This window comes from Clostridium pascui, from assembly GCF_016908015.1.
Lineage (GTDB): Bacteria > Bacillota > Clostridia > Clostridiales > Clostridiaceae > Clostridium_AK > Clostridium_AK pascui.
Genome location: NZ_JAFBDB010000002.1, coordinates 547,058 through 560,016 on the forward strand (window position 1 = coordinate 547,058; position 12,959 = coordinate 560,016).

Consider the following 12,959-nt stretch of genomic DNA (forward strand, 5'->3'; position numbering starts at 1 on the left):
GTAGATTTTTAGAATAAAGGAGTAGTATAATTATTTTTATATATACTTTAAATTTACATAAGGGAGAGGGTAATTATGGCATATGTAGACAAGTATAATCTATGGATTGATTCTGATTACATAGATGAAAAAACAAAGAAAGAGTTAAGAGATATTAGAGATGAAAAGGATTTAGAGGATAGATTTTATAGGGAATTAGAATTTGGTACTGGTGGACTTAGGGGAATAATAGGTGCAGGGACAAATAGAATGAATATATATACTGTAAGCAAAGCTACTCAAGGCCTGGCTAATTACTTAAATTCAAATTATACAGAAGATAAGTCTGTAGCAATTGCACACGATTCAAGAATAATGTCTAGAGAATTTGCGGAAGCAGCAGCAGAAGTTTTAGCGGCCAATGGAATAAAGGTATATATATTTGATTCTTTAAGACCAACTCCAATGCTTTCCTATACCACAAGACATTTAAATTGTAGTGCAGGTATATGTGTAACAGCTTCTCATAATCCTAAAGTATATAACGGATATAAGGTATATGGGGAAGATGGAGGACAGATAACTGATGAAAAGGCAAAGGATATACTTAACTCTATAGAAAATGTAGATGATTTTGAACTAATAAAAAAGATGGATTTTAACGAAGGAGTCAAAAATGATATTATAAACATAATAGGAGAAGAAGTAGATAAAAGCTATTATGAAAAGGTAAAGGCGTTAACTATAAGAAAGAATTTAGTTAAGGAAAAGGCCAAAGATTTAAAAATTATATATACGCCTCTTCATGGGTCTGGAAATATTCCAGTTAGAAGGGTATTAAGTGAATTAGGATATACAAATGTATATGTGGTAAAAGAGCAGGAAGCTCCAGATGGCACTTTCCCAACTGCACCTTATCCAAATCCGGAAAAAAAGGAAGTATTTGATATCGCATTAACTATGGCAGAAGAAATAAATGCAGATATTATTTTTGGAACAGACCCAGATTGTGATAGAATAGGAGCTGTAGTAAAAGATAATAAGGGAGAGTATAAAGTTCTTACTGGGAATCAAGTAGGACTGCTTTTGTCTCATTACATGCTTTCATCATTAAAGGAACTTAATAAATTGCCTTCCAATGGAACTGTAATAAAGACCATTGTCACAACAGACATGATTGAGGAAATTGCAAAGGATTTTGATATCACTGTAATGAATGTGCTAACTGGATTTAAGTATATAGGGGAAAAGATAAAGGAATTTGAGGAAAGCAAAAAGTTTAGCTATATATTTGGATTTGAAGAAAGTTACGGTTATCTTGCAGGAGATTTTGTAAGGGATAAAGATGCAGTAATTGCAGCAGCACTTATATGTGAGATGACTTTATATTACAAAGAGCAAGGTTTAAGCTTATATGAAGGATTAATCAAACTTTATGATAAATATGGATATTTCAAAGAAAGCTTAATATCTATGGATTTTGTTGGAAAAGAAGGTCAGGAAAACATAGAAAAAATACTTCAATATTTAAGACATTCCATGAATCCAGCTATAGCAGGAGTAAAAATAGTTAAAAAGGCTGATTATAAGCTTGGAATAGAAAAAGATATTGCGAATATTCAAGAAACTACCATTGACCTGCCTAAATCTAATGTTTTAAAATTTATACTAGAGGATGGCTCTTGGTTTGTAGTAAGACCTTCTGGAACTGAACCAAAGATGAAAGTGTATTTATCAGTTAAAGAAAAAAGCATTGAGAAAGCTGAAACAAAAATAAAAGATTTTGAAAAGAATGTAATGGATATAGTAAATAGTGCTCAAACCTTATAACATATTAGGAGGTAACGCTTATGGGTATACAATCTCGTTTTTCCGACAAGCTCACAAATATACTATTTTTAGAAGTAAATAATGAAAGATTAAGCAATATATTTAATATGAATATAGAAGACAATGTCTATATGCCTATAAAAGCTCAAGATATTATAGATAAGGTTAAGTCAGGCCAGAATGTAGATTCAATTCCTGTTATATATTTCTTAGAAGCTATGTGTTTTGTAATGGGAGCAGATAATAATTTTAAGTTTAATAATATATATAAAAACATATTATTAAATTTTGATGAGGGTATAAATTTTGTTAAGGGCAAGATATACAAAGCTGTAGAAAAAAATAATTTTGAAGATGCATATATATTATTAAAGGGCTTAGTTCAAGTTGAAGAAAATGAGGAAAATTACAGTAAATTAATAATTCTAGCAGATAAATTAAGAAACTTAGATAAGGAATATATAGAAGAGGAAAAAGCAGTACTCGATAAAACTAAGGAGATACTAGAAGAACTTTCAATTACTTATTTATATGAAGCGCTTTTGAAAAGAGATGAAAAGGACTACGAAGGTGCGTTATTTGCATTAAATAACTATATTTCTAGAGGTGGAGAAGAAAATGCTGATATTATAGATTTAAAGCTTTCACTTAAGAATATAGTTGAGTATGAGAAAGGGAAAAAGCTTTCCTATGAAGATCCAGCTCAAGCATTAAAGCTATTAGTGCCTCTTATTTCAGAATTTAATGATGATGCTGTTTTATATTATCATATAGCTGTATGTTATAGGAATTTATCAATGCATGAAAAAGCAATTTATTATTTAAATGAAGCTTTGAATATAGATAGTGCTATGCCTGAAGTGGTAAATGAACTTGGAATAAATTATGCATCCATGGGAGATTTTGATAAAGCTATAATTTATTTAAGAAGAGCTTTCGAAGCTACTAAGTCTGTAGAAATTTGCACGAATCTTATAATGTGTTACTTAGATGCTGGTAAAATAGAAGATGCAAAGCTTCACTTGAATATAGCTAAAAAGTTAAATCCTAACGATGAAATTGTAATAGAAATAGATAATTTATTTAAGGATATGTAATTAAATTATCCTTCACAAGAGGGAAAGGAAGTACATGAAGTAATGAAAGTAAAAAAGGCTATTATACCTGCAGCAGGGCTTGGAACAAGATTTCTTCCTGCTACAAAAGCTCAACCTAAGGAGATGCTTCCTATAGTAGATAAGCCTACTATACAATATATAATTGAAGAAGCTGTTGCATCAGGTATAGAAGAGATACTTATAATTACAGGTAGAAATAAAAGGGCCATAGAAGACCATTTCGACAAGTCTATAGAATTAGAAAACCAATTACAAAGTACAGGAAAAGAAGAATTACTTTGCATGGTAAATGACATATCAAATATGGCAGATATATATTATATAAGACAAAAGGAGCCAAAAGGACTTGGACATGCTATAGGATGCGCTAAAACCTTTGTTGGCAATGAACCTTTTGCAGTTATGCTTGGTGATGATGTGGTAGATAGCAGCGTTCCATGCTTAAAACAACTTATTGATTGTTATAATGAATATAAAACTACAATACTTGGTGTACAAGAAGTTCCAGAAAATGATGTTCATAAGTATGGTATCATAAAGGGAAATTATATAGAAGATAGAGTTTATAAGGTGAAAGATTTAGTAGAAAAGCCCAAAACAGAAGATGCACCTTCAAATATAGCAATACTTGGAAGGTATATAATTACACCTCAAATATTTGAAATACTTGAAAATACCAAACCTGGAAAGGGTGGAGAAATTCAACTAACCGATGCATTAAGATCATTATCTTCAGGGGAAGCCATGTACGCATATTGCTTTAATGGAAAAAGATATGATGTTGGAGATAAATTAGGATTTTTACAGGCCACAGTTGAATATGCACTTAAAAGGGATGAATTAAAAGAAGAATTTATGAATTATTTATTGAACTTGAAAGACAGTGAAAAATTTAATGAATTATATGGACAACGTTAATTCAATATAGACTAATGATAGAACAACCCACTTTATTACATTTGATAATTACTAAAAATCAAATATTGATACAAATTATGTGAAATCCCTTAATATGCGTATTTGCATATTAAGGGGTTTTGTATCATATTATGCAAAAATTTATATATATTTCTTTATTTATATGGTAAACTCTTAATATGTAGGCATATTAAGAGTTGAATAATTTTTTGAATGATGTAAAATAATTAAGGAAACATCTCATAGAGATAAGATGTGCTAATTTATAACGAAATCATAGATTTCTATAAACTATGCAAGGAACATCTCATATGATGAGATGTACTGATGTATATGTGGCATCTCAATAATTTTGACATAGGATGTGATTAAAGTGCAAAAGGACAAAAAGTTAATTTTTTATGATATTGCGTTGCTTATTTTATCGTTATATATAGCTCTTCTCCTAAGGTTGGATTTTAAAATTCCTAGTGAATATGCGGAATTTTTTTACTTATCATTTCTACCTGTAATAATTATTACATTGTTCTTTAATAAGATTTTTCATTTGTATGATAGTATATGGAAGTATGCTTCTATAGAAGAACTTATTTCTATAATATATTCAGTTTCATTATCAAATGTAATATTTATTTTATATAGTTATTTCATAAATTATAAAATACTAGAGACTAGATATTTTAGATTTCCATTTACAGTTCATATAATATTTTGGCTTTTATCAGTGGTTTCACTAGGCGGAACCAGGTTTATATTTAGATTAGTAGATGAAATGAATACTAATAAAAACTGTGAGGAAAAGAAAAAGAGGCTTCTTATTATAGGAGCTGGGGATGCGTCAGCACTTCTTATAAAAGAAATAAAGAAGAGCGACTATCTAAATTATGACATAGTAGGACTTATTGATGATGATTCATCTAAACAAGGAAAGCACATAAGTGGAGTTAAAGTAATTGGTGAGAGAAATGATATAGTTAGGATATGCGCTGAAAATAAGGTGGAAGAGATTATTTTTGCCATGCCTTCAACGGAAATAGAAACAAAGAGAAAAATAATAAATATATGTAAAAATACTTCAGCTAAATTAAAAACCTTACCGGGTATTTATGAAATAATAGACGGGAAAGTAAATGTAAATAAGATAAGAGATGTAAATATAGAAGATTTACTTGGAAGAGAAGAAGTAAGATTAAATAATAATGATATAGATAAATATATAAAAGACAAGGTTATATTGGTAACAGGTGGAGGAGGCTCCATTGGTTCAGAATTATGCAGACAGATAGCTAAATTTAATCCAAATAAACTTCTTATAATGGACATATATGAAAATAATGCATATGATTTGCAAATGGAGTTAAATTATAACTATCCTGGTTTAGATAAAGAAGTTTTAATAGCTTCTATAAGAGATGAGAATAAAATTAAAAGTATATTTGAGGAATATAAACCAGATGTTGTCTTCCACGCGGCGGCTCATAAGCATGTCCCTTTAATGGAGAGTAATCCTGGTGAAGCAATAAAAAATAACGTTATAGGAACTTATAATATTGCGAAATTTAGCCATGTTTATGGAGTTAAAAAATTTGTACAAATAAGTACAGATAAAGCAGTAAATCCTACAAATATAATGGGAGCAACTAAAAGATTTTGTGAGATAATAATTCAGGCTTTTGATACTGTAAGTAATACAGAATATGTAGCTGTAAGATTTGGAAATGTACTTGGCAGCAATGGGTCGGTTATTCCGCTGTTTAAAAAACAAATAGCACATGGAGGACCTGTTACAGTAACACATCCAGAGATAAATAGATACTTTATGACCATACCTGAAGCTGCCCAATTAGTTATACAAGCAGGAAGTATGGCTAAGGGGGGAGAAATATTTGTACTAGACATGGGGGAACCTGTTAAAATAGTAGATTTAGCTAAGGATTTAATAAAACTTTCTGGATATCAACCAGGACTCGATATAAAAATAGAGTATACAGGATTAAGACCAGGAGAGAAGCTGTATGAAGAACTACTTATAGATGAAGTAGCTTTAACATCTACTGAACATGATAAAATATTTGTAGAAAAGCCTACGGGTAATAGTATTGAGTTCATAGAGAAATCAATTGAAGAATTTAAACAAGTAATTCATAAGAGTAAGGAAGAAATATTTAAGCTTATGGAAGAAAAGGTTCCTACTTATAAAAGAAAGAAAAATAACTAAAAATAGTGCAAAAGGAGAGAAGAATATGAAGGTTGATCTATTAGATCTAAAGGTGCAGTATCGTAATATTCAGGATGAAATTGATAAAGCCATAAAAGATGTGCTAGAAAGCACTCACTTTATCATGGGGCCTAATGTAAAAGAATTTGAAAAAGAAGCAGCAGAATTTACAGGTGTAAAACATGCATTAGGGGTGGCTAATGGGACAGATGCTATAATGCTAATACTAAAGGCATTAGGAGTAGGACCTGGAGATGAAGTTATAACTACTCCATATACTTTCTTCGCATCAGCAGAAACTACATCAGTTTTAGGAGCTACACCTGTTTTTGCTGATATAGATAAAAATACTTTATGCATAGATTCTGAAAGTATAGAAAAGAAAATAACTGATAAGACAAAAGCAATTATACCAGTTCATATATTTGGACAGATGTGTGATATGGATAAAATAATGGAAATAAGCAAAAAGTATGATATACCTGTAATAGAAGATGCTTGTCAGGCAATCGGAGCAGAATATAAAGGTAAAAAGGCAGGTTCTATTGGTATAGCAGGAACATATTCATTCTTTCCTACAAAAAATTTAGGATGTTACGGTGATGGAGGAATGGTTGTAACTAATAGTGATGAATTAGCAGAAAAGATAAGAATGCTCAGAGTTCATGGTGCTAGAGAAAAATATCGTCATGAAGCTATAGGATACAACAGTAGATTAGATGAAATACAAGCAGCGGTTTTAAGAATTAAATTAAATTATTTAAATGAATGGAGCTCAAATAGATATAAAAGAGCACAAGTGTATCATGAATTATTAAAGGATACTGATATAGTAGTTCCATTTGAAGATAAAAATTGTAAACATGTATATCATCAATATGTAATAAGATGTGAAAGAAGAGATGAACTTGCAAAATACTTAAATGAAAAAGGTATAGGAACAGCAATATATTATCCAATACCAGTTCATCTTTTAGAAGTTTATAAAAACTTAGGATATAAGGAAGGGGATTTACCTATATCTGATAAAGCTTGTGAAAAAGCACTAGCATTACCTATGTTCCCTGAGCTTACAAAAGAGCAGCAAGAATATGTAGTTCAGTGTATAAAGGATTTTTATAATAACAATTAATGTGTAAGGATGAATTAAAATGAAGGTTTTAGTTATTTCTCATATGTATCCTTCAACTTTTAACCCCATGGCAGGAATTTTTGTTCATGAACAAGTTAAAGCTTTAATAAATAATGGCTGTGAAGTAAAAGTGGTAAGCCCAGTACCGTGGGCCCCTTTTCCTTTACAACATTTAAATAAAAAGTGGAAGCTATATTCCGAAATTCCTAATAAAACCGATTTAGAAGGTGTAGAGGTATATTATCCGAGATATATAGAGTTTCCTAGAGGACTTTTATTTCATAAGTCTGGTAAATTTATGTTTAATGGGATAAAAGGTATTATAGCTGATATATATAAAGAATTTAAATTTGACGTTATTCATAGCCATGTAGCTCTCCCAGATGGGTATTCAGGAATGCTTATAAATAAAGAATATAAAGCTTTGCATGTAGTAACTGTACATGGGCAAGACTTTCAACAAACTTTACATAAGAATGAACAAACTAAAAATGCGCTTTTTAAGGTTTTAAATTCAGTGGATAGTATTGTAGTTGTTAGTAATAAGTTAAAAAATATAGTTAAGGGATTTGAGTTTTCATCTAAACTAACTGTAGTTCATAATGGTATAAGCAAAGCGTATATTGATTATAGTAGTGAAGAAAGCATTAATAAGGATTACGTAGAAATTTTAAGCATTTCTAATCTTATACCTATTAAGGGATTAGAGTTTAATATTAAGGCAGTTAGTGAGCTAGTAAAAAAGTATCCTAATTTAATTTATACAATAGTAGGAGACGGTGCGTTAAGGGATGAATTGGAGAATCTAGTCAAGGAATTAAATATAGAAAAACATGTTACATTTATAGGAAGAGTTAAGCATGAAGAAGTGTTTGATTACATAAAAAAATGCGACATATTTTCACTACCAAGCTATAATGAAGGTTTTGGAGTTGCATATATAGAGGCTATGTCTCAAGGTAAACCTATTATAGGAGTTAAAGGTCAGGGAATAGAAGATATCATAGTAAATGGCGAAAATGGATTTTTGGTTAACCCTAAAAGCCATGAAGAAATTTATAATATACTTGAAACTCTTATAGAAAATAAGGATAAGAGAGAGCAAATCGGTAAAAATGCTAAAAAGTGTGTAGAAGAAAATTTAACTTGGGATATAAATGCAGATAAGATGATAAAAATATATAATAATCATTTAAAAACACCAAAAATATAACACATATGTTATTTAAAATATATATTATAAAAAAATTTGACCATATTAATCACAAAGTGTATAATTTTATGTGGTTATTTAAATTTACAAACCTAGGAGGTTCAAAACATGTCACAATTAAGAGATATGCTTATAGAAAAATTAGAAAATAAAACAGCAAAACTCGGAGTAGTGGGACTCGGATATGTAGGATTACCACTAGCAGTAGAAAAAGCTAAGGCAGGATACGAAGTAATAGGTTTTGATGTTCAAGATAAAAAAGTAGAAATGGTTAATGAAGGACACAACTATATAGGAGATGTTGTGGATGCTGATTTAAAGAATATAATAGAAGAAGGAAAGCTAAAGGCAACAACTGATTTTAGTTTTGTTTCAGAAGTAGACGCAGTATCCATTGCAGTACCAACTCCACTTGATTTATATAAACAGCCAGATTTATCATACGTGGTAAGCTCTGCTAAAAGCATAGCTAAATACTTACATAAGGGCATGCTTGTAGTACTTGAAAGTACTACATACCCAGGGACAACTGAAGAAGTTCTAAGACCAATACTTGAAGAAACAGGATTAAAATGTGGAGAAGACTTTTTCTTAGCCTTTTCACCAGAAAGAGTAGATCCAGGTAATAAACAGTTTAAAACTAAAAATACTCCAAAGGTTGTAGGCGGATGCACTCCAGATTGTACAGAAGTGGCTGCGGTATTATACAGAAATGTATTAGAAGGAGAAATACACACAGTATCCTCACCAGCAGTAGCAGAAATGGAAAAAATACTTGAAAATACATTTAGAAATATAAATATAGCGCTTGTAAATGAAATAGCTATGTTATGTAATAAAATGAAAATAGATGTATGGGAAGTAATAGATGCAGCGAAAACAAAGCCATATGGTTTTATGCCATTTTATCCAGGTCCAGGATTAGGTGGACACTGTATACCACTAGATCCATTCTACTTAGAATGGAAAGCTAAAGAATATGACTTCCATACAAGACTTATAGAAACTTCTGGAGATATAAATGATAGAATGCCAGAATTTGTAGTGGATAATGTTATGAAGTTATTAAATAAGGAAAAGAAGTCCATGAATGGAGCAAAGGTACTTTTAATGGGAGTGGCTTATAAAAATGATATAGATGATATGAGAGAATCTCCAGCATTAAAAGTAATAGAGCACTTAGAAAAGCATGGAGCAGATGTAATAATTTGCGATCCATATGTTCCAGAATTTGAGCATAAGAACAACCAATACTATTCAGTGGATTGGAAAGAAGTTATAGATGAATCTGATATAGTAGTTATAACTACAAATCACAGCAATATAGATTATGAAACTTTAGTAGAGAAAGCTAAGATTGTATATGATACTAGAAATGCTACTAAAGAAGTTAAAAATAATAGAGAAAAAATTTATAAATTATAAGATAAAACTTAGTTTAGATGGAGCAAAAACTCCATCTAAAATTTAGTTGAATAAATTTATAAGAGTAAAGTTAAAGGATAGGCTTAATATAGCTTATCCTAATTTATAATTAAGGTAAGAGGTGTTTTGGGTGAAAAAATTAAGGTTTGCAATCATTGGTTGTGGAAGAATTTCATATAAACATGTGGAAGCGTTGATAAACAATAAGGAGGAAGCGATACTTGTAGCTACTTGTGACGTAGACAAGGAAAAAGCAGAATCTAAGGCTTCCGAATACATAAAGGGAATGAATACTCCGGTAAATGTAGGAATTTACGTTGATTATAAGGAAATGTTAGAGAAAGAAGATATAGACGTTGTAGCTATTGCTACAGAAAGTGGATATCATCCTGAAATAACTATACATTGCATGAATAAGGGTAAGCATGCAATTGTTGAAAAGCCAATGGCTCTTTCTATAGAAGATGCAGATGCTATGATAAAATGTGCTAGGGAAAATAATGTAAAGCTTTGTATAAGTCATCAAAATAGATTTAATGAACCTATACAAAAATTAAGAGAAGCTGTAGATTCAGGAAGATTCGGAAGACTTATTAATGGTACAGCAAGAATACTATGGAACAGAAATATGGGTTATTATACACAAGCTCCCTGGAGAGGTACCTGGGAACTTGATGGTGGTACACTTATGAATCAATGCATACATAATATAGATTTATTACAATGGATGATGGGCGGAGAAATAGATACTGTATATGCACAGTGTGATACTTTCCTAAGAGATATAGAAGCAGAGGATTTTGGAGCAATTATCATAAGATTTAAAAATGGTTCTATTGGAATAATAGAGGGAACTGCTTGTGTATATCCGAAAAATCTTGAAGAAACATTAAGCATATTTGGTGAAACAGGAACAGTAAGTATAGGCGGTCTTGCTGTAAATAAAATCGAAAACTGGAGATTTGCCGATGGAAAAGATAGCGAAGAGGAAATATTAAAAGAGCAGGGAGAAGATCCAGATTCAGTTTATGGTTTCGGACACACTGCACTTTACAAGGATGTTTTAGATGCTATTAATAATGATAGACAGCCGCTTATAAATGGAGAAGCAGGTAAAATAGGTATGTCTATAATACTTGCAGCTTATAAGTCAAGACTTACAGGAATGCCTGTAAAATTCCCATTAGAAAACTTTTCTACAATGGATATGGTAAATGTAGATAAACTTCATAAGTAATAGTTTAATAAGTAGGGAGAAAGAGATATGAATTATATATCCGAAACTGCTAATTTAGGTAAAAATGTTACTGTGGGAAAATTTGTAGTAATAGAAGATGAGGTTACTATAGGAGATAACTGTATTATTGCAAATAATGTAGTTATTCACAAAGGTACTAAAATAGGCAATAACGTAAGAATTGACGATAATACTGTAATAGGAAAAGAGCCTATGAGATCTGTAAACAGTATATTTAAAGATGAGAAGAAGCTACCATCAGCAAAAATATCAGATGAATGTTTAATTGGAGCTGGCGTTATAATATACTGTGGATGTGAAATAGGTGAAAAAACACTTATTGCAGATACAGCTGTAGTAAGAGAAGATGTAACTATAGGATCAAAAACTATAATAGGCAGAGGAACTACAATAGAAAATTTCTGTACAGTTGGCTCTAATTGTAAAATACAAACCAACGTTTATTTAACAGCGTATTCAACGGTTGAAGACTATGTATTTATAGCACCTTGTGTAACAACATCAAATGATAACTATGCAGCTCGCTCAAAGGAACGATTTGGAAAGTTTAAAGGTGTTACTATTAAAAAGGGTGGTAGGATAGGAGCAGGTTCTGTTATTTTACCAGGAAAAGTTATTCATGAAGATGGATTTGCAGCAGCAGGCAGTGTAGTAACTAAAGATGTGAACAAAGAAGCTGTAGTGGCCGGAAACCCAGCTAAATATTTAAGACAAGTGCCAGAAGATCAACTTCTTAAAAATCAATAATACCTAATGAGGTGTAATTAATGAAAATATGTATGTTAACATCAGGACACGATGTTTTTGATAACAGGATATATTACAAAGAAATACTATCCTTAAAAAAGGTATATGATGAAATATATATCGTAGCTCCAGGAGAAAAGGACTTTGTTACGGAAGATGGAGTTATAGTTAAATGCTTTGCAAAGAGAAAAAATTGGCATGATAGATTTAGACCTATGAATGATATGTTTAAAATAGCAAAGGAAATAAAGGCTCATGTTTACCATGCTCATGAGCCTGATTCCTTTCAGGTAGCTATTAAGTTGAAAAAAGAATTAGGGTCAAAGGCGATATATGATTCTCATGAATATCATCCAGAAGGCTTTGCCGAGCATTTTAAATTAGGAAAAGGAATTGTAGCAAAAGCAATATATACCTATGAAAAAAGCTTAGGTAAAAATGCAGATTGCATTATATCTGTAAATGAAATTTTAATAAATAAGTTTAAAAGCTACAATAAAAATGTAGTTCTCTTACCTAATTATCCTGTATTAAAGGAAGAAGTATTAAAGGATTACAATGAAAAGCCTACATTTATTTATGTAGGTGGTTTAAGAGAAGATAGAGGTATATTTAAAACCCTACAAGCTATAAAAAGCGTAAATGAAGATTGTAAATACATATTTGTAGGTCCATTTGAAACAGAGGATTTTAAAAATAAATGTGAAAGTTATTTAAGACAAGAATTGAAAGATAAAGACGTAACCTTTGTTGGTAAAGTACCTCATATGGAAGTATTCGATTATTTAAAAAAAGCTCATGCAGGTTTTGTCTTACTTCAGCCTGATAATTGGAGATATGTTAACTCGGAGCCAATAAAATTATTTGAGTATATGATAAGTAAAACTGCAGTAATAGGAAGCGACTTTCCAATGATAGAAAAGATAGTGAAAAATCCAGTTAGCGGCGTTTTGGCAGATCCTTCATCAGAGGATGACATAGCAAGAGCTATCAAAGAGATAGCCATGGATTTAGAAGCTGCAAAACATATGGGGGATATAGGATATGATAAGGTATGTAAGTCCTATAACTGGAACGTATGTGAACAAAGACTTCTAGAAGCTTATAAAAGCTTAGAGTAA

General features: G+C 30.9%; 10 protein-coding genes. All 10 read left to right on the forward strand.

Features of this window, described 5'->3' with window-relative positions:
- Positions 1-75 precede the first annotated feature (75 nt).
- The 10 genes from JOC70_RS07695 (at position 76) to JOC70_RS07740 (ending at position 12,959) form a co-directional block, all read left to right on the forward strand.
- Positions 76-1,809, forward strand: coding sequence for a phospho-sugar mutase (locus tag JOC70_RS07695; protein ID WP_204598297.1), 1,734 nt, complete (start codon positions 76-78; stop codon positions 1,807-1,809).
- Between the two features lie 20 nt (positions 1,810-1,829).
- The gene (locus tag JOC70_RS07700; protein WP_204598298.1) at positions 1,830-2,906 is read left to right on the forward strand and encodes a tetratricopeptide repeat protein; all 1,077 of its coding nucleotides are present in this window, start codon (positions 1,830-1,832) and stop codon (positions 2,904-2,906) included.
- 42 nt (positions 2,907-2,948) lie between these two features.
- Positions 2,949-3,845: a UTP--glucose-1-phosphate uridylyltransferase GalU gene (gene galU, locus JOC70_RS07705; protein ID WP_204598299.1), complete on the forward strand. Its 897-nt coding sequence runs from the start codon at positions 2,949-2,951 to the stop codon at positions 3,843-3,845.
- A 373-nt stretch (positions 3,846-4,218) separates the two neighbouring features.
- On the forward strand, positions 4,219-6,063 hold the full coding sequence (locus JOC70_RS07710; RefSeq protein ID WP_204598300.1) for a polysaccharide biosynthesis protein: 1,845 nt from the start codon (positions 4,219-4,221) through the stop codon (positions 6,061-6,063).
- A gap of 25 nt (positions 6,064-6,088) precedes the next feature.
- On the forward strand, positions 6,089-7,195 hold the full coding sequence (locus tag JOC70_RS07715) for a DegT/DnrJ/EryC1/StrS family aminotransferase (RefSeq protein WP_204598301.1): 1,107 nt from the start codon (positions 6,089-6,091) through the stop codon (positions 7,193-7,195).
- Positions 7,196-7,214: 19 nt separating this feature from the next.
- Complete coding sequence (locus JOC70_RS07720; protein ID WP_204598302.1) at positions 7,215-8,408, forward strand: glycosyltransferase; 1,194 nt, start codon at positions 7,215-7,217, stop codon at positions 8,406-8,408.
- Between the two features lie 108 nt (positions 8,409-8,516).
- Positions 8,517-9,833 carry a nucleotide sugar dehydrogenase gene (locus JOC70_RS07725; protein ID WP_204598303.1) on the forward strand — a complete coding sequence of 439 codons (1,317 nt, stop codon included), beginning with the start codon at positions 8,517-8,519 and terminating at the stop codon, positions 9,831-9,833.
- A gap of 130 nt (positions 9,834-9,963) precedes the next feature.
- On the forward strand, positions 9,964-11,070 hold the full coding sequence (locus JOC70_RS07730) for a Gfo/Idh/MocA family protein (RefSeq protein ID WP_204598304.1): 1,107 nt from the start codon (positions 9,964-9,966) through the stop codon (positions 11,068-11,070).
- Between the two features lie 27 nt (positions 11,071-11,097).
- Positions 11,098-11,838, forward strand: a complete 741-nt coding sequence (locus JOC70_RS07735; protein WP_204598305.1) for an N-acetyltransferase — start codon at positions 11,098-11,100, stop codon at positions 11,836-11,838.
- Positions 11,839-11,858: 20 nt separating this feature from the next.
- Entirely contained in the window at positions 11,859-12,959 is a 1,101-nt protein-coding gene (locus JOC70_RS07740; RefSeq protein ID WP_204598306.1) for a glycosyltransferase family 4 protein, read from the forward strand.

Bases quoted from the DNA above. Each gene is read 5' to 3' on its own strand.
- JOC70_RS07735 (WP_204598305.1), top strand. From the start codon at position 11,098: ATGAATTATATATCCGAAACTGCTAATTTAGGTAAAAATGTTACTGTG.
- galU (WP_204598299.1), top strand. From the start codon at position 2,949: ATGAAAGTAAAAAAGGCTATTATACCTGCAGCAGGGCTTGGAACAAGA.
- JOC70_RS07720 (WP_204598302.1), top strand. From the start codon at position 7,215: ATGAAGGTTTTAGTTATTTCTCATATGTATCCTTCAACTTTTAACCCC.
- JOC70_RS07700 (WP_204598298.1), top strand. From the start codon at position 1,830: ATGGGTATACAATCTCGTTTTTCCGACAAGCTCACAAATATACTATTT.
- JOC70_RS07695 (WP_204598297.1), top strand. From the start codon at position 76: ATGGCATATGTAGACAAGTATAATCTATGGATTGATTCTGATTACATA.
- JOC70_RS07715 (WP_204598301.1), top strand. From the start codon at position 6,089: ATGAAGGTTGATCTATTAGATCTAAAGGTGCAGTATCGTAATATTCAG.
- JOC70_RS07725 (WP_204598303.1), top strand. From the start codon at position 8,517: ATGTCACAATTAAGAGATATGCTTATAGAAAAATTAGAAAATAAAACA.
- JOC70_RS07740 (WP_204598306.1), top strand. From the start codon at position 11,859: ATGAAAATATGTATGTTAACATCAGGACACGATGTTTTTGATAACAGG.